16 protein-coding genes are annotated in these 16,673 nt (G+C 74.3%); 11 read left to right on the forward strand and 5 right to left on the reverse strand.

Annotation, left to right across the window (positions count from 1 at the left end):
• Position 1 precedes the first annotated feature (1 nt).
• From AB1207_RS00725 to AB1207_RS00770, 10 genes are all read left to right on the forward strand, one after another.
• Complete coding sequence (locus AB1207_RS00725) at positions 2 to 1,318, forward strand: hemolysin family protein (protein ID WP_367635858.1); 1,317 nt, start codon at positions 2 to 4, stop codon at positions 1,316 to 1,318.
• Entirely contained in the window at positions 1,311 to 2,225 is a 915-nt protein-coding gene (gene era, locus AB1207_RS00730) for a GTPase Era (protein ID WP_367635859.1), read from the forward strand. Before AB1207_RS00725 ends, era begins: the two co-directional genes overlap by 8 nt.
• A gap of 23 nt (positions 2,226 to 2,248) precedes the next feature.
• Positions 2,249 to 4,294 carry an alkaline phosphatase family protein gene (locus AB1207_RS00735; RefSeq protein ID WP_367635860.1) on the forward strand — a complete coding sequence of 682 codons (2,046 nt, stop codon included), beginning with the start codon at positions 2,249 to 2,251 and terminating at the stop codon, positions 4,292 to 4,294.
• Between the two features lie 31 nt (positions 4,295 to 4,325).
• Complete coding sequence (locus tag AB1207_RS00740) at positions 4,326 to 5,183, forward strand: MBL fold metallo-hydrolase (protein ID WP_367635861.1); 858 nt, start codon at positions 4,326 to 4,328, stop codon at positions 5,181 to 5,183.
• A gap of 9 nt (positions 5,184 to 5,192) precedes the next feature.
• Complete coding sequence (locus tag AB1207_RS00745; protein ID WP_367635862.1) at positions 5,193 to 5,819, forward strand: HAD-IA family hydrolase; 627 nt, start codon at positions 5,193 to 5,195, stop codon at positions 5,817 to 5,819.
• Complete coding sequence (locus AB1207_RS00750) at positions 5,816 to 6,841, forward strand: LacI family DNA-binding transcriptional regulator (protein ID WP_367635863.1); 1,026 nt, start codon at positions 5,816 to 5,818, stop codon at positions 6,839 to 6,841. Before AB1207_RS00745 ends, AB1207_RS00750 begins: the two co-directional genes overlap by 4 nt.
• A 72-nt stretch (positions 6,842 to 6,913) precedes the next feature.
• A complete protein-coding gene (locus tag AB1207_RS00755) occupies positions 6,914 to 7,807 on the forward strand; it encodes a carbohydrate ABC transporter permease (RefSeq protein WP_367635864.1) in 894 nt (297 codons plus the stop codon).
• Positions 7,804 to 8,604, forward strand: coding sequence for a carbohydrate ABC transporter permease (locus AB1207_RS00760; RefSeq protein ID WP_367635865.1), 801 nt, complete (start codon positions 7,804 to 7,806; stop codon positions 8,602 to 8,604). Before AB1207_RS00755 ends, AB1207_RS00760 begins: the two co-directional genes overlap by 4 nt.
• Positions 8,605 to 8,646: 42 nt before the next feature.
• Positions 8,647 to 10,038, forward strand: coding sequence for an extracellular solute-binding protein (locus AB1207_RS00765; protein ID WP_367635866.1), 1,392 nt, complete (start codon positions 8,647 to 8,649; stop codon positions 10,036 to 10,038).
• The gene (locus AB1207_RS00770) at positions 10,035 to 10,703 is read left to right on the forward strand and encodes a heme utilization protein (RefSeq protein WP_367635867.1); all 669 of its coding nucleotides are present in this window, start codon (positions 10,035 to 10,037) and stop codon (positions 10,701 to 10,703) included. Before AB1207_RS00765 ends, AB1207_RS00770 begins: the two co-directional genes overlap by 4 nt.
• 16 nt (positions 10,704 to 10,719) lie before the next feature.
• On the opposite strand, the gene AB1207_RS00775 is transcribed toward AB1207_RS00770, so the two are convergent.
• The 3 genes from AB1207_RS00775 to AB1207_RS00785 form a co-directional block, all read right to left on the reverse strand.
• Positions 10,720 to 11,700 (reverse strand): aldo/keto reductase, encoded by a 981-nt coding sequence (locus AB1207_RS00775; protein WP_367635868.1) that lies wholly within the window; start codon positions 11,698 to 11,700, stop codon positions 10,720 to 10,722.
• Between the two features lie 71 nt (positions 11,701 to 11,771).
• Complete coding sequence (locus AB1207_RS00780) at positions 11,772 to 12,704, reverse strand: aldo/keto reductase (RefSeq protein WP_367635869.1); 933 nt, start codon at positions 12,702 to 12,704, stop codon at positions 11,772 to 11,774.
• Positions 12,701 to 13,597 carry an aldo/keto reductase gene (locus AB1207_RS00785; protein ID WP_367635870.1) on the reverse strand — a complete coding sequence of 299 codons (897 nt, stop codon included), beginning with the start codon at positions 13,595 to 13,597 and terminating at the stop codon, positions 12,701 to 12,703. Before AB1207_RS00785 ends, AB1207_RS00780 begins: the two co-directional genes overlap by 4 nt.
• A 75-nt stretch (positions 13,598 to 13,672) precedes the next feature.
• Here AB1207_RS00785 and AB1207_RS00790 point away from each other — a divergent pair, with 75 nt between their 5' ends.
• On the forward strand, positions 13,673 to 14,602 hold the full coding sequence (locus AB1207_RS00790; RefSeq protein ID WP_367635871.1) for a LysR family transcriptional regulator: 930 nt from the start codon (positions 13,673 to 13,675) through the stop codon (positions 14,600 to 14,602).
• Here AB1207_RS00790 and AB1207_RS00795 read toward each other — a convergent pair.
• Both AB1207_RS00795 and AB1207_RS00800 read right to left on the reverse strand, forming a co-directional pair.
• Positions 14,545 to 15,318: a trans-aconitate 2-methyltransferase gene (locus tag AB1207_RS00795; RefSeq protein WP_367635872.1), complete on the reverse strand. Its 774-nt coding sequence runs from the start codon at positions 15,316 to 15,318 to the stop codon at positions 14,545 to 14,547. The two genes, AB1207_RS00790 and AB1207_RS00795, sit on opposite strands and share 58 nt — an antisense overlap.
• A 10-nt stretch (positions 15,319 to 15,328) precedes the next feature.
• Positions 15,329 to 16,606, reverse strand: a complete 1,278-nt coding sequence (locus tag AB1207_RS00800) for an enolase C-terminal domain-like protein (RefSeq protein WP_367636138.1) — start codon at positions 16,604 to 16,606, stop codon at positions 15,329 to 15,331.
• Positions 16,607 to 16,673: the final 67 nt, after the last annotated feature.

Consider the following 16,673-nt stretch of genomic DNA (forward strand, 5'->3'; position numbering starts at 1 on the left):
CGTGGGAGCCCCCGCCGGGCCGCTGCTCGTGCTGGCCCTGGTCCTCGTCGTGGCCGCCGGGCTCATCGCCGCCGCCGAGTCCGCCATCGCGGGCACCTCGCGGCGCCGGGCCCGCGACCTCGTCGAGGACGGTCGGCGCGGCGCTCCCGCGCTGGCGCGGGTGCTCGAGACCGCCTCACCCGTCATCGCGGTCTGCACCCTCCTGCGCGTCGTCTTCGAGACCCTCGCGGCGGTGTGCGTCACGGTGGTCGTGGCGAGCTGGGTCGACTCCTGGTTCCTCGTCCTGCTCCTGGCCGGCCTCGGGATGTCCGCCCTCGACTTCGTCCTCGTCGGTGTCGGCCCCCGCACCCTGGGCCGCCTGCACGCCGAGACGGTCGGCCTGCTCGCGGCTCCCGTCCTCGCCCCGCTCACGACGGTCCTCGGGCCGGTGGCGCGGGCCCTGGTCGCCGTCGGCAACGCCGTCACCCCCGGCCGGGGCCTGCGCCACGGCCCGTTCGGTTCCGAGGCCGAGCTGCGGGAGATCGTCGAGCTGGCGGGGGAGACGTCGGTCATCGAGGCCGGCGAGCACCGCATGATCCACTCGGTCTTCGAGCTGGGCGACACCCTGGCCCGCGAGGTCATGGTGCCGCGCACCGACGTCGTCACCACCCGGCGCGGCACCGGTCTGCACGAGGCGGAGGCCCTGTTCCTGCGCTCGGGGTTCTCGCGGATGCCGGTCGTGGGCGACGACGCCGACGAGGTGCTGGGCGTCGTCTACCTCAAGGACATCGCCCGCCGGTTCCACGTCGACCCGACGGGGGCCCGCGCGGTCCGCGTCGAGGAGGTCGCCCGCCCGGCGGTCTTCGTCCCCGACAGCCTGCCGGTCGACGACCTCATGCGGCAGATGCAGCGCGACAACGTCCACGTGGCGGTCGTCGTCGACGAGTACGGCGGCACCGCCGGTCTCGTGACGATCGAGGACATCATCGAGGAGATCGTGGGCGAGATCTCCGACGAGTACGACCGCGGCCGCCCCGAGGTGGAGTCGTTGCCGGACGGGGGTTTCCGCGTCTCCTCCCGCCTGCACGTGGAGGACCTCGGGGAACTGTTCGAGCGCGAGATCGAGGACGACGACGTCGACACCGTCGGCGGTCTGCTCGCCAAGACGCTCGGCGAGGTCCTCGTCCCCGGCGCCGTCGCCGAGGTGCACGGCCTGCGGCTGGAGGCCGACGGACGCGAGGGCCGGCGCAACCAGGTGCGGACGGTGCTCGTCCACCGCCTTCCCGAACCCGATCCAGAACTGGTCGACGACCGCGCCGGAGGGCGAGAACATGACTGAGCAGAACACCCCGCACCGTTCGGGTTTCGCGTGCTTCGTCGGCCGGCCCAACGCGGGCAAGTCGACGCTGACGAACGCGCTCGTGGGCCAGAAGGTCGCGATCACGAGCTCGCGGCCGCAGACGACCCGCCACACCGTCCGCGGGATCGTCCACCGCCCCGATGCCCAGCTCGTCCTGGTCGACACCCCCGGGCTGCACCGCCCGCGGACGCTGCTCGGCCAGCGGCTCAACGACCTCGTCCACGAGACGCTCGCCGAGGTCGACGTGGTCGCCCTGACGATCCCGGCCGACGAGAAGATCGGCCCCGGCGACCGGTTCATCGCCGACGCCCTCGCCGCCGTGCCCCGCTCGACGAAGGTCGCGCTCGTCACCAAGACGGACAAGGCGTCCAAGCAGCAGGTGGCCGAGCAGCTGCTGGCCGTGTCCGCGATGGGCGACGAGGTGCTCGGAGGGTTCTCCGACGTCGTGCCCGCCTCCGCCCTCACCGGCGAGCAGGTCGACACCGTCGCCGACGTCCTGCTCTCGCACCTGCCCGAGGGACCCCGGCTCTACCCCGACGGTGAACTCACCGACGAACCCGAGACGGTCATGGTCGCCGAGCTCGTCCGCGAGGCGGCGCTCGAGGGCGTCCGCGACGAACTGCCGCACTCCCTGGCCGTCGTCGTGGAGGAGATGGCCGAGGGCGACAACGGCGTCCTCACCGTGTTCGTCTGGCTCTACGTCGAGCGCGACTCGCAGAAGGGCATCGTCATCGGCAAGGGCGGTTCCCGGCTCAAGGACGTCGGGACGCGCGCCCGCCGCCAGATCGAGGCCCTGCTCGGCACCCGCGTCCACCTCGACCTGCGCGTCAAGGTCGCCAAGGACTGGCAGCGCGACCCCAAGCAGCTGCAGCGCCTCGGGTTCTGACCGGCTGACCCGGCCCGCCGTCCGTGCGTTCCTGGTTCGCCTTCACCGCCCGCGACACGCGGGACCTGCTGCTGTCGCTGCTGCCCACGGCGTTCGCGCTGTGGATCAGCGTGCACCTGGTGGCCGGCGTCCAGGTCTCCTCGCCGTTCTGGCTGCTGGCCTCCGCGGCCGTCCTCGCGGTCGGCGACCTGCTCGTGCGCCCGCTGCTCGGTCCGCTCGTCACCGTCCTCGGCCCGCTCGTCACCGTCGTCCTCGGCGTCACGGTCCAGCTGCTCCTGCTGCACACCGCACTGACGGCGGTCCCCGGCCTGGACCTGAACTCCTTCAACGCCCTGTGGCAGGTGTACTTCTGGACCGGGCTCGTGGGCGTCGTGGTCCGCTGGCTCGTGGGGTCCAACGACAGCCGCTGGGTGGTGCGCGGTCTGTTGCGGCACCGCACCCGCCGCCCTGGGGACGGGCGCCCGCCGGGGTTGCTCGTCGTACAGGTCGACGGCCTGTCGATGCCGTTGCTGCAGTTCGGCTTGCACTCCGGGACGCTGACGACGATCGCGCGCTGGCTGCGTCAGGGCAGCCACCTGGCCGAGGGGTGGCGCGCGCAGCTGCCGTCGACGACCCCCGCGAGCCAGGCCGGCCTGCTGCACGGCAGCACCGAGGAGATCCCGGCCTTCCGCTGGTGGGACCCCGAGCTGCGCCGCGTCCTGGTCGCCAACCGCCCCGCCGACGCCGCCGTCATCGAGCGCCGGGTGCGGGAGGCGGCGCACGCGGCCGGCCGCACGGGCCTGCTGGCCGGCGACGGGGCGAGCATCGGCAACCTGTTCTCCGGTGAGGCCGCCCACGCCCACCTCGTCGTCTCGACCTCGCGGACCGGGGGGTCGGGGCGGCCCTACCTGCGCTACGTCGCCCGCCCGTTCCTGTTGCTGCGCAGCCTCATCCTCACCCTCGGCGAGATCGTCAAGGAGCTCTACCAGGGGTGGCAGCAGCGGGTGCGCCGCATCGAACCGCGCATCCCGCGGCGCGGCTGGTACGTCCTGCTGCGGGCCCTGACGAACGCCCTGCTGCGCGACCTCAACGTCTCCCTCGTCGCCCAGGCGCTCGTGGACGGCCGTCCCGTCGTCTTCGTCGACTTCCTCGACTACGACGAGGTCGCCCACCACGCCGGGGTGGCGCGCGCGGAGTCCCTGGACGCCCTGGCCGGCATCGACCGCGTCCTGCAGACCCTCGCCGACGTCGCCGACGTCGCGCCGCGCGAGTACCGGGTCGTCGTCGTCTCCGACCACGGGCAGGCCCAGGGGCCCACGTTCGCCCAGGTCAGCGGCCGGCGTCTGCAGGACCTCGTCACCGACCTGCTCGACGGGCCCGGGCCGGGGCACGAGGGCGCGCCGGGGGACACCCACCCCGTCGTGACCACCGCGGCCGGGGAGGAGATGCGGGGCCGCGTCGACGTCCTCGTCCGCGAGTTCGGGACCTCGGCGCGCTCCGAACGCGTCAGCGCCCGGCACGAGGACGAACCCGCGCCCGTCCACGACGCGGTGGTCGTCGCCACCTCGGGCTGCACCGCCCTGCTGTCCGTGCCCGAGGCCCCGTCCGGTCGCCTCGACCTCGACGCGCTCCAGGCGCGCTGGCCCGCGCTGATCCCGGGACTGCTCGCGACGCCGGGCATCGGCTTCGTCGCCGGCCACCGGGGCGCGGAGGTGGTCGTGCGCGGCCCGGCGGGTGAGCGGCACCTGGTCTCCGGCGAGGTCACCGGCACCGACCCGCTCGCGGTCCTGGGCCCGCGGGCGGCCGTGGACCTGCTGCGCGTCATGCGCTTCCGCACGGCGCCGGCCCTCTTCGTGCATTCGAGCGTCGACGCGGTGACCGGCGAGGTCCACGCGTTCGAGGAGCAGGTCGGCTCGCACGGGGGCCTGGGCGGGTGGCAGACCGAGGCCGTCCTCGTGCACCCGTCGGACTGGAAGGTCGACGAGGACCTGCGCGACCGCACGGTCCCGGGCGAGGCGCCGCTCGTGGGCGCCGCCACCGTGCACGACCAGCTCGTGCGCTGGATGCAGCAGGTCGGGCTCCGGCCGTGACGAGGATGAAGCACCAGGGGAGGAGGCGTCGGTGGCTGTCGACGTGACGTGGCTGGGGCACTCGACGGTGACGGTCGACGTGCGGACCCCACGAGGGGCGCTGCGGGTGGTCACAGACCCGGTGCTGCGCCGGGGCCTGGCGCACCTGCGACGCCGGCCGCGCACCCCGTCAGCGGCGGCGTCGGCGGGGTGCGACCTCGCGCTGGTCTCCCACCTGCACCACGACCACCTCGACCTGCCGTCGCTGCGGCGGCTGCGCCCGGCCGTCCTCGTCACCCCGCCCGGGTCCTCGGACTGGGTGCGCTGGCGGCTGGGCCGGTCCGCCATCCAGGTCGTCGAGGTCGGGATCGGGCAGACCCGGGAGGTGCGCGTGCGCGACCAGCCGGTCGCCGTCACCGCGCTCCCGGCCCACCACGCCGGTCACCGCACGGGCAGCGGGGTCAGCCGCGCCCCCGTCGACGCCGTCGCCGTCGAGCACCTCGTCCGCGTGCCCGACGCGTTCCCCGTGCGCGAGCCGGACGACCTGCTGCTGTGGGCCATCGGTGACACCGGCGAGTTCGAGGGTTCCGACGCGGTCCTCGGCGCGGGCGGGCGCGCGCCCGACCTCGCGCTCGTGCCTGTGGGGGGCTGGGGGCACACCCTGGGCCCCCACCACCTCGACCCGCGGCAGGCGGCCGAGCTCGTGGCCCGGACCCGGCCCGCGCACAGCCTGCCCGTGCACTGGGGGACCCTGCACCCGGTCGCCCTGGGGCGGACGATGGGGGACCGGTTCACCGCGCCCGGTCCCGCCTTCGTCGCCCACGCCCGCCGTCTCGGCGTCCCGGGCGCCGTGGACGTCGGCGTCGGCGGTCGGCTGCGCCTCGACGACGCCGGGGTGCTCCTGCCGTAGGGTGCCGGTGTGGAACGTTCCCTGCCGCAGGTGCCCGGTGTCGTCGTCTTCGACGTGGGCGGGGTCCTGTCCGCGCAGGAGGGCGGGGTCCCCGAGGTCGCCGCGGCGTTGGGCGTGTCCGCGGACGTCCTCGGCCCGGCCTACTGGCGGTACCGCGACGGGTACGACCGCGGCGACGACGCGCGCACGTACTGGACGGCTGTCCTCACCGACCTCGGGCTGACGGCCTCCGACGTGGAGGCGCGGATCGAGGCGGTCGACGCCGTCGACGCGGCGCGCTGGGGAGCCCCGACGGCGGCCTCGGCCGAGCTCCTGGCCGCCGTCTGCGCCAGCGGCACCCGCACCGGGATCCTGTCCAACGCCCCGCAGTCCCTGGCCGGCGTCGTGCGCGCGGCCGCGTGGAGCCGCCCGCTGGAGCACCTCGTCTTCAGCTGCGACCTGCGGGCCGCCAAACCGGAACCCGCCGCCTACGCCGCCGTCGAGGAGGCCTTCGGCGTCCCGGGGTCGGAGGTCGTGTTCCTCGACGACCGCCCGGTGAACGTCGAGGCGGCCCGGGAGCGGGGCTGGCGCGCCCACCTGTGGACCGGCGCCGACGACGCCTGGGGGGCGCTGCGCGCGGAGGCGGGGCGGGGGTGAGCGCTGCCGTCCCGACCATCCTCGACGTCGCCGCCCGCGCGGGGGTCTCGAAGTCGGTCGTCTCGCGCGTCCTCACCGGCGCCCCCGGCGTCGCCAGCGCCACCCGCGAACGCGTCCAGGCCGCCGCCACCGAGCTCGGCTACGTCGCCAACGCCATGGCGCAGGGCATGGTCGCCCGCCGCACCCACACCCTCGGCGCCTTCGTCCGCGACGCCGCGACGCCCTTCTACGGCCACCTGCTGACGGCCCTGCAGGAACGGGCGTCCGCCGTCGGGTACCGCGTCGTGACGGCCACGGGCTCGGGGACCTTCCCCGTGAGCGAGGAGCGGCGGGCGCTGGAGACCCTCGTCTCGCTGCGCGTCGAGGGCCTGGTCGTGTGCAGTGGCGCCCTGCCCGTCGAGGACGTCCTTCCCCTCGCCGCCCGGGTGCCCACGGTCGTGGCGGGCCGGCCCGAGCGCAGCCCGGCGCTGTCGAGCGTCTACTGCGACGAGCACGGGGGTGGCCGGGCCCTCGCCGAGCACGTCCACGCCCTCGGGCACCGGCGGGTCGTGGTCCTCACGCTGGAGCCGACCACCTCGCTGACGTTGTCCCCCCGCAGCCACGCCATGGCCGCCCGGCTGCGCGAGCTCGGCGTGCACGTGACGCAGCTGCGCGCCGAGGACCACCGCGACGCCCGGCTCGACGGGGTCGGCGAGGTCGTCGAGTCGGCCCTGGCCGAGCGCGCCACCTGCCTCATGACCGCCAGCGACCGCTACGCCGTCGCGGCGCTCGAAGCGCTGCGGGCGAGGGGGTTGAGCGCGCCGGAGGACCTGTCCGTCACCGGGTACGACGGCATCGGCGACCTCGCCGGCCCACTGCTCGGGCTGACCTCCTGGCGCCAGCCGCTCGACGTCGTGGGGGCGCTCGCGGTCGAGGAGGTCACCGCGGCCATCGACGCGCGGGCCGCCGACGCCGAGGTTGTGACGCGGCACCGCGCCGTCGACGGCTCGCTCCTCGTGGGACGGACCGCCGGCCGACCCTGACGGCCGGGCTTCACCTGACGTTCACCTCGGGAACGTTCCCTTGGAGGGTCCGAGAGTGGGAACGTTCCCTCCATGACAGGGAACGTTCCCCACCTGCGGGCGAGGACACGAGCCGGGGCTGCACCCCTCCTCGTCCTGCCCGGCCTGACGCTCCTGCTGGTCTTCTCGTACTGGCCCCTCGTGCGCACCGGCTGGCTGAGCCTGCACGGCAGCGACCTGCTCGGCCGCCCCACCCGCTGGGTGGGGCTCGCCAACCTGGAACGGGTGCTCACCGACCCGGCCCTGCTCCGCGTCGTCGCCACCACCGTGGTCGTCACGGCGGGCAGCGTCGTGCTCGCGACCGGGATCGCCCTGGTCGCCGGGCTGCTGCTGCGGACCACCGGACGGCTCGTCCGGACCGTCGGGGGCGTGGCCCTGTCGTTGCCGTTCGCCTACTCCGCGGCCGCGGCCTCGGCGACGTTCTCCGGGTTGTTCACCCCGAGCGTCGGCGTCCTGGACCGGGCCGCCGCCGCCCTCGGAGTCCCGAGCCCCGGGTGGCTGACGGACCCGGTGTGGGCGGTGGTCAGCATCGTCCTCGCCACGGCCTGGTACGAGGCGGGGTTCGCCGTCCTCGTCGTCCTCGCCGCGCTCAGCCGGCTCGACCCCTCGGTCCTGGAGGCCGCCGCGCTCGACGGCGCCGGCGACCTGCGCACGTCCGTCTCGATCGTCGTGCCCGCCCTGCGGCCGAGCCTGCTGTTCCTCGTCGTGACCCAGACCGTCACCGGACTGCAGATCTTCACCCAGGTGCAGGTCCTCACCCGCGGCGGCCCGGCAGGAGCCACGACCACGATCGTCCAGGAACTCTACGAGCGGGCGTTCGGGGCCGGTGTGCCCCAGTACGGCGTCGCGTCCGCGCTCGCCCTCGTCCTGCTGGTGCTCGTGCTCGTCGTCAGCGCGGCGCAGTTCCGGCTGGGACGCGAACGGTGAGGGCGCTGCGCGTCCCGGTGCTGGCGCTCCTGGTCCTGCTCGTCGCGTTCCCCGTCTACGTCACCCTCACCACCGCGTTCCTGTCGCCGGCCGCGGTGGCCGCGGGACGGTTGTGGCCGGACCCGCGCGAGTTCACCCTCGACAACGTCCACGCTGCGCTGCAGTCCATCCCGCTGCTGCGCCAGTACGGGGTGAGCGCGGCCGTCACGGTCCTGCAGGCCGGCAGCCAGGTCCTGCTCGCCGCGCTGGCCGCCTACGCGCTCGTCTTCCCGTCGTGGCGGGGACGCGGGCTCGCCCTCGCGCTGTTCCTGGCCACGCTCGCGGTGCCGGGGGAGTCGACGGTCATCCCGAACTACGAGACCGTCACGTCCCTCGGGCTGCGCGACACCGTCCTCGCCGTGGCGCTGCCCTTCCTGTGCGCCGCGTACCCGGTGTTCCTGCTGCGGCAGGCGTTCGCCGACCTGCCCCGCGAGGTGTGGGAGGCGGCGACGCTCGACGGCGCCGGTCACCTGCGCACCCTGGTCCGCATCGTCCTGCCGATGGCGCGCGGTCACGTCGCGACGGCCGCGCTCTGGTCGGCCCTGGCGGCCTGGAACGGCTACTTCTGGCCGCTGCTCATCACCGACAGCCCGGACGCCCGCACCGTGCAGGTCGGGTTGTCGCAACTCGTCGTCGCCGAGGGCAGCACCCCCGGCGTCGTGTACGCCGGGACCCTCGTCGTCCTCCTGCCCACGCTGCTGCTCGTCCTGTGCGGGCAGCGCTTCCTCGTGCGCGGTCTCGCCGCGCGCCAGTCCTGACCCAGAACCGCTGCCCCAGACCCCCTGAAGAGAGGAAACCCCGTGCGACACCCCACCCGCCGCGCGGTCACGGCCGCGCTGCTGGCCGCCCCCGCGCTCGCGGCCTGCTCCTCCGGCTCCTCGGACGCCTCCGGCGCCGGCCCGTCCCGCTCGGCCCCCGGACCGGACGCACTGGCCTCGGCCGGGCCGCAGTCCGTCGTCCTCTGGCACGGGCTCGGGGGAGCGGCCGGTGCGGCGCTCACCGCCGTGCTGGACGCCTGGAACGCCGCCCCCGGAACTCCCGGGGTCACCGTCCAGGCCGTCTACCAGGGGAACTACGACGACGTCCTGGCCAAGTACACCGCCGCACTGCGCGACGGCAGCACCCCCCACGTCCTGCTGAGCAGCGACATCACCACGGGTTTCGTCAAGGACGCGGGGCAGACCGTCAGCGCGAGCGCGCTGGCCACGGCGAACCCCGGGGACCTCGACCTCGGCGCGCTGCGCCCGGCGGCGAAGAACTACTACACGGTGGGCGGGGACCTGCTCTCCGTGCCGTTCAACACCTCGCTGCCGCTGCTGTACGCGAACGACGCGCTGCTGTCCCGCGCGGGGGTCGACCCCGCCTCGCTCACGACGGTGGCCGGCCTCGACGCCGCGGCCCGTGCCGTCGCCGCGAAGGTCCCCGGCGTCAAGGGGTTCTGCCACCCGACGGCCGACGGGTGGTGGTTCGAGCAGGTGACCGCGGCCGCCGGCGACCTCTACGTCACCCCCGACAACGGCCGCAGCGGGACGGGGGCCACGGCCCTCAGTCTCGGCGGTTCCGCCCAGCGCGAGGCGCTGGAACTCCTCACAAAGCTCCACGTCGACGGCACCGCCCTCGTCGTGGGAACGAACGGCGACGCCGCGATCCAGGCCTTCGCCTCCGGTCAGGTGGCGCTCATGTTCAACTCCTCGGGCGCCATCGGCTCCCTCGCCAAGACCGGCGCCACCGGCTGGTCGACCCACCCGCTCCCGCTGTCCGGACCCGCCGGGACCTCCGGCCCCCTCATCGGCGGGGCCTCGCTGTGGGTCGACGGCAAGCACGAGCCCGCAGCGCAGGTGGCCGCGTGGAAGGTCGTGAGCCACCTGGCGTCGGCGGCCGTGCAGGAACGGTTCTCCCAGGCGTCCGGCTACGCGCCCGTCAACGTCGGGGTCGACGACAGCCCGACGCAGCGGGAGTTCCTCGCGAAGAACCCGGCGTGGGCCGTGGCGGTCGAGCAGTTCGACTCCGCCGCCACGTCACCCGCCACGGCGGGCGCCCTCACCGGCGCCCTGCCGGGCATCCGGTCCGTCGTCGTTCCGGCGATGGACAAGGCCTACGGCGGCGACGAGACCCTCGACGCCGCCCTCGACGAGGCGGCGCAGGCCGCCGGGACCGTCATCAGCGACTACCGGGAGCAGGCAGGACTGTGAGCCAGGAGAGCACGAGCAGGACGACGGCAGGACCGGAACGACCCCGGGAGCTGGGGGACCCGTTCCGCTACGGCGTCTACCTGCGCCCCGACCCCGCGACGTGCCTCGCGGTCACGACCGTCACGACGCAGGTGCGCGCGCAGTACGGGTTCGTCTCGGCGGGTGCGTTCCCGCCGCACGCCACGCTCGTCGGCAGCCAGCACGTCGGCCGCGACGAGGCCGCGCTGGAGGAGGCTCTCGACGAGGCGCTGCGGGACCGGCCGGGGTTCACGGTCCACAACGCCGGGGTGCGGCCGCTGGGGATCGGGTACGTCTACGACGTCCACCACCGGGAGAACGGTTCGGTGAACACCGATCTGCTCGACCTCGCGAGCGCCGTCGACGCGGCGGTCGCGCCGCTGCGGGTTCCGATGGCGAACCCCAAGGAGAACGTCTTCGACCCCGCGGGGTTCTCCGCCCACCTGTCCCTGGTCTCGCACGACCTGTACGAACGCCCCGACCTCGCGGCGGAGGTCGGGGCGTACGTGGGGGACCTGCCGGTGCCGTTCAGCCGCGAGTTCCGCGGCGACACCGTCACGCTCTACCGGACGACCAGCGAGGACTGGACGGGCCGGTGGTGGCGCACCCTGCGGTGGGAGCACCTGCGCACGTGGCGCCTGGGGTGAGGGCGGGTCGGGGGGCTCAGAAGAACGTCGGCTGCCGCGGCACGTAGTGCTCCTCCAGCGCCGCGACCTCCTCGTCGGTCAGCTCGACGTCCAGGGCGGCGACGGCGTCGCGCAGGTGGTGCACCTTCGTCGCCCCGACGATGGGGGCGTCGACGACGGGGTTGCGCAGGACCCACGCGAGGGCGACCTGCGCCATCGGGACGCCCCGCTCGCCCGCGATCCGCTCGACCGCGTCGACGATGCCCTTGTCGCTGTCGAGCCGGACGGGGTTGCCCTTGGGGTCGGTCTGCGGCTCGTCCCCGGCGCGGGCCGTGTTCTGCTCGTTCCAGGGGCGGGCCATCTTCCCCGCCTGCAACGGTCCCCAGGGGATCGAGCCGACGCCCTGGTCGGTCAGCAGCGGGAACATCTCCCGTTCCTCCTCGCGCTGGCCGAGGCTGTACTGGTTCTGCATCGACACGAAGCGCGTCCACCCGCCGAGGTCGGCGGCGCTCTGCAGCTTCGCGAACTGCCAGGCCCACATGCTGGAGGCGCCGAGGTAGCGGACCTTGCCCGCCTTCACGACGTCGTGCAGGGCCTCCATCGTCTCCTCGACGGGCGTGTCCGGGTCGAAGCGGTGGATCTGGTAGAGGTCGATCCAGTCGGTGCCCAGGCGCCGCAAGGAGGCGTCGACCTGTTCCATGACCGCGCGCCGCGAGAGCCCGGACTCCCCGGGGCCGGGACCCATCTCCCCGAACAGCTTGGTCGCCAGGACGACGTCCTCGCGGCGGGTGTACTTCCTGATCGCCTCGCCCGTGACGCGCTCGGAACTGCCTCGGCCGTAGACGTTGGCGGTGTCCCAGAACGTGATGCCGAGTTCGACGGCCTCGCGGAAGACCGGTTCGGCCGCCTCGGCGTCCAGGGTCCAGGTCTGCTTCTCGTTGCCGTCGCCGAAGCTCATGCAGCCGAGGACGATCCGGCTCACGGTCAGACCGGTCGGGCCCAGGTGGGTGTGGTGCACGGTGTCTCCTCGAGGTCGGGGGCCCGCCGCCCCTGGGGTCGGGAGCGGCGGGCCGGGTGGAGCACGGTGGGTCAGGGGACGGTGTAGCCCGCGGCGCGGAACAGCTCGTACCACTCCGCGCGGGTCAGGGGCAGGTCCGAACCCTGGGCCGCCGCCCGCACCCGGTCGGGGTTCGTCGTGCCGAGCACGACCTGGATGTCCGCCGGGTGCCGGGTGATCCACGCGGTGGCGATCGCCAGCTTGGGGACGTCGTACTGGGCCGCGAGGCGGTCCAGCACGACGTTCAGCTCGGGGTACCGGTCGTCGTCGAGGAACACGCCGTCGAAGAACCCGGCCTGGAACGGCGACCACGCCTGGACGGTGATGTCGTGCAGGCGGCAGTAGTCGAGCGTCCCGGAGTCGCGGGAGATCGACTGGTCGAGCCCCTGCATGTTCGAGGCGACACCCTGCGCGATGAGCGGGGCGTGGGTGATGGACAGCTGCAGCTGGTTCGCCACGAGGGGCTGGCGGACGTGCTTGCGCAGCAGGTCCAGCTGGCCCGGCGTCTGGTTGGAGACCCCGAAGTGCCGGACCTTGCCCGCGGCGTGGAGCTCGTCGAACGCCTTGGCGACCTCCTCCGGCTCGACGAGCGCGTCGGGCCGGTGCAGGAGCAGGACGTCGATGTAGTCGGTGCCCAGGGCCTGCAGCGACCCCGCCACCGAGGCGACGATGTGCTCGTAGGAGAAGTCGAAGTACGGGCCGTCCGGGACGATGCCGGCCTTGGTCTGGATGACCGTCTGCTCGCGCTCGGAGGAGCTGAGCTGCACGGCCTGCGCGAACCGCTCCTCGCAGCGGTGCTTGGACCCGCCGTAGACGTCGGCGTGGTCGAGCATGGTGATGCCCACCTCGCGGCCGGTGGCCACGAGGGTGCGGATGTCCTCGTCGGACATCTCCGCGATGCGCATGAGGCCGAGGACGACGTTGGGCACCTGCAGGTCGGAGGTGCCGAGGGCGAAGGTCTTCACGCGGCGTCCCCGGAGGTGGCGGCGGACAGGCGGGCGATCTCGTCGGCGGACAGTTCCAGGCCCGCGGCGGCGAGGGAGTCGGTGATGCTCGCCGGGCGGGAGGACCCCGGGATGGGCAGCACGACGTCGGCGAGGGCGAGTTCCCACGCCAGGGTCACCTGCTGGGGGCTCACGCCGTGGGCCTGCGCGACCTCGGCGAACACCGCGTGCCGGCTGCCGAGCTCGGCGGCGTTGGAGATCCCGCCGAGCGGCGACCACGGCAGGAACGAGATGCCCTTCGCGGCGCAGTGCTCGAGCTCGCCCAGGCTGCTGCGGAACGCGGGGGAGAACTGGTTCTGCACCGAGACGAGCCGGCCCCCGAGGATGCGGTCCGCCTCCTCGATCTGGTCGACGTCGGCGTTGGAGATGCCGGCGCGGACGATGACGCCCTCGTCGAGGAGTTCGGCCAGCGCACCGACGGAGTCGGCGTACGGGACGTCCGGGTCGGGACGGTGGAACTGGTACAGGCCGATGGCCTCCACGCCGAGGCGGCGGGCCGAGGCGCGCGCGGCCTCCTTGAGGTACGCGGGGTCGCCGTTCTTCGTCCAGGAGCCGTCACCGGGGCGCAGGTGGCCGCCCTTGGTGGCGACGACGACGTCGTCGGTGGAGGAGCCGTACTCGCGCAGGGCGCGGGCGATGAGCTCCTCGTTGTGGCCGACCTCGTCCGCGTCGCGGTGGTAGGCGTCGGCGGTGTCGATGAGGGTGACGCCCGCGTCCAGCGCGGCGTGCACGGTGGCGATGGCGCGGTCGGTGTCGGGCCGGCCCTCGATGCTCAGCGGCATGGCGCCGAGGCCGATGGCGGAGACCTGTCGGGTGGTGGGGGCGCCGGGGCGCCCGAGGCTGCGCTGCTTCACGCGGCGAGCCTAGGAACCGCGGTGCCAGAAGTCCAACAACTGGGAGTCATCGGATCCATGAGTAGCATTTCTGCCATGGACCTCCGGCAGATGCAGTACGTCGTGGCGCTGGCCGACGAGCGGCAGTTCACCCGCGCCGCGGCCCTCAGCGGTGTCTCGCAGTCTGGCCTCTCCGCCGCGATCCGCACCCTGGAGGACGAGCTGGGCACCGCGCTGTTCGACCGCACCCCGCGCCTCGTGCAGCCGACGGACGCGGGCCTGGCCCTGCTGCCGTTCGCGCGGAGCATGCTCGCGCAGGCCACGGCCGCCCGCGACGCCGTCGTCCAGGCCACCCGGCGGTTGTCCGGGACGCTGCGGGTGGGGGCCGAGCAGTGCCTCGGCGTCGTCGACGTCTCGACGTTGCTGGAGCGGTTCCACCGCCGGTTCCCGCAGGTCGAGGTGCACTTCGAGCAGGCCGGCTCGCACGACCTCGTCGGCCGCGTGCGCGAGGGCGAGCTCGACCTCGCCTTCGTCGCCACCACCGAGCACCTCGGTTCCCTCGCCGCGACGGAGCTCGGCCGCGAACCCCTCGTCCTGCTCGTGAAGCCGGACCACCCGCTGGCCGGTCGCGCCGGCGTCGACTGGGCGGACCTGCCCGCCTCCGCGTTCATCGACTTCGTCCCGTCGTGGGGCGTGCGACCGCTGACCGACGCGGCCTGCGCCGCCCGCGGGGTGCACCGCCGCGTCCGGTTCTCGGTCGGCGACGTCCACGCGCTGCTCGACCTCGTGAACCGGGGCCTGGGGACCGCGATCGTCCCGCGGCACGTCGCCGCCAAACCCGAGGCGGCGGGGTTGGCCGTGCTGGCCATGCCGGCCGACGCGCCCGAGTGGGTCGTCTCGGTCGTCACGTCGGCGGGCAGTTCTCCCGCCCCGCACCTGCTGGAACTGCTGGAACTGGACCCGCCGGGTCAGCCGGGCAGCGTCGAGACCGCGAACGTTCGGCGGAACGGGAACGGCGTCCCGTAGTCGTGCGTCGGGTACGCCGTGCGCAGGAGCGACGCGTACTCGCGTTCGAACTCGGCCGCGCTCGCCGCGTCCAGCGCCTGCAGGACGGGGCGCAACCCCGTGCCGCGCACCCACTCCAGCACCGGGTCCTCGCCGGGCAGCACGTGCAGGTACTCGGTCTGCCACACGTCGGCGAGCAGTCCGGCGCCGGCGAGCAGGTCGAGGTACTCGCCGGGTGCGGCGACCGACTCCGTGCCGCGCAGGACGCCCGCCAGACGGTGCCGCCACGGCGGGGAGGCGGCGAGTTCCCGCATGAGCACGTGTGAGGGTGCGTCGAAGTTCGCGGGCACCTGGAACGCGAGCCAGGCGCCGGGGGAGAGCTGGCAGGCCCAGCGGCGCAGCAGCTCCCGGTGGGTCGGGACCCACTGCAGGACGGCGTTCGACACCACGACGTCGACGCCGGTCGCGTCGAACTCCTCGGCCGTCGCGACGGCGAACTCGACACCGGCCTCCGCGGGTGCGGCCGCGACCATCTCGGGGGAGGAGTCCACCCCGCGGACTCGGGCCTGCGGCCACCGCCGTGCCAGCTCCACCGTGAGGTTGCCCGGCCCGCAGCCGACGTCCACGACGGTGCGCGGGGCGGTCGCGCCCACGTGGGAGAGGAGGTCGTGGAAGGGCCGGGACCGGGGGGAGGCGAACCGGCCGTACTGCGCCGGGTCCCACGTCGGGGAGGTCACGGGACCGACCCTACGCACGGGTGCGGTCGAGCGCCGGGCGCTTGGGGTCGAACGTCCACCCGGGGACGAGGAACTGCATGGCCGCCGCGTCGTCGCGCGCGCCGAGCCCGTGGTCCAGGTACAGCTGGTGGGCCGCAGCGAGCCGGTCCTCGTCGAGGTCCACCCCGAGGCCGGGCGCCGACGGCACGTCGAGGAACCCGTCGCGGATCCGCAGGGGTTCGCGGGTGAGGCGTTGCCCGTCCTGCCAGATCCAGTGCGTGTCGACCGCGGTGACCCGTCCGGGCGCGGCGGCGGCGACGTGCGTCGTCATGGCGAGGGAGACGTCGAAGTGGTTGTTGGAGTGCGACCCCCACGTCAGCCCCCACGCCTCGCACAGCTGCGCGACGCGGACGGACCCGGCCATCGTCCAGAAGTGCGGGTCGGCCAGGGGGATGTCGACGGCGTGCGCCTGGACCGCGTGGGCGAGCTGCCGCCAGTCGGTGGCGACCATGTTCGTCGCCGTCGGCAGCCCGGTCGCCCGTCGGAACTCCGCCATCGTCTCCCGGCCGGAGTACCCGCCCTCGGCGCCGCACGGGTCCTCGGCGTAGGCGAGCACGTCGCGCAACCGCCGGCCCAGGGCCACGGCCTCGGCCAGCGACCACGCGCCGTTGGGGTCCAGGGTGATCCGCGCGTCCGGGAACCGCCGGGCCAGGGCCGTGACGACCTGGGCCTCCTGGCCGCCCGGCAGCACCCCGCCCTTGAGCTTGAAGTCCGCGAACCCGTAGCGGGCGTGGGCTGCCTCGGCGAGGGCGACGACGGCGCCGGCGTCCAGCGCCGGTTCGTCCCGGAGCCGCTCCCAGTCGTCCCGGGGGTGGGCCGCGCTGCGGTACGGCAGGTCCGTGGCCCGCCGGTCCCCGACGAAGAACAGGTACCCCAGGACCGGGACGCGGTCGCGCTGCCGGCCCTCGCCGAGCAGGTCGGCCACGGGCAGGCCCAGGAACTGCCCGTGCAGGTCGAGCAGCGCCGACTCCAGGGCGGTGACGACGTGGACGGTGGTGCGCAGGTCGAACGTCTGCAGCCCCCGACCGGCGACGTCCCGTGCGGCGAACGCCTGCCCGACCTCGCGCAGGAGGTTGCGGTGGTCGCCGACGATCCTGCCGCGCAGCAGGTCCGCGGACGCCTCGAGCGTCGCCCGGATCGCCTCCCCGCCGGGCACCTCGCCGACGCCCGTGCGGCCGTCGGTGTCGGTCAGCACGACGACGTTCCGCGTGAAGAACGGCGCGTGCGCCCCGGAGAGGTTGAGCAGCATCGAGTCGTGGCCGGCCACGGGCACGACACGCAGGTCGGCGACGCGGGGAGCCACGCTGGAGGTCACC

The organism is Kineococcus endophyticus (genome assembly GCF_040796495.1).
GTDB lineage: Bacteria > Actinomycetota > Actinomycetes > Actinomycetales > Kineococcaceae > Kineococcus > Kineococcus endophyticus.

Coding starts and splice junctions, on each gene's coding strand:
- era (WP_367635859.1), top strand. CDS start 1,311: ATGACTGAGCAGAACACCCCGCACCGTTCGGGTTTCGCGTGCTTCGTC.
- AB1207_RS00790 (WP_367635871.1), top strand. CDS start 13,673: ATGGACCTCCGGCAGATGCAGTACGTCGTGGCGCTGGCCGACGAGCGG.
- AB1207_RS00800 (WP_367636138.1), bottom strand. CDS start 16,606: ATGCTGCTCAACCTCTCCGGGGCGCACGCGCCGTTCTTCACGCGGAAC.
- AB1207_RS00755 (WP_367635864.1), top strand. CDS start 6,914: ATGACAGGGAACGTTCCCCACCTGCGGGCGAGGACACGAGCCGGGGCT.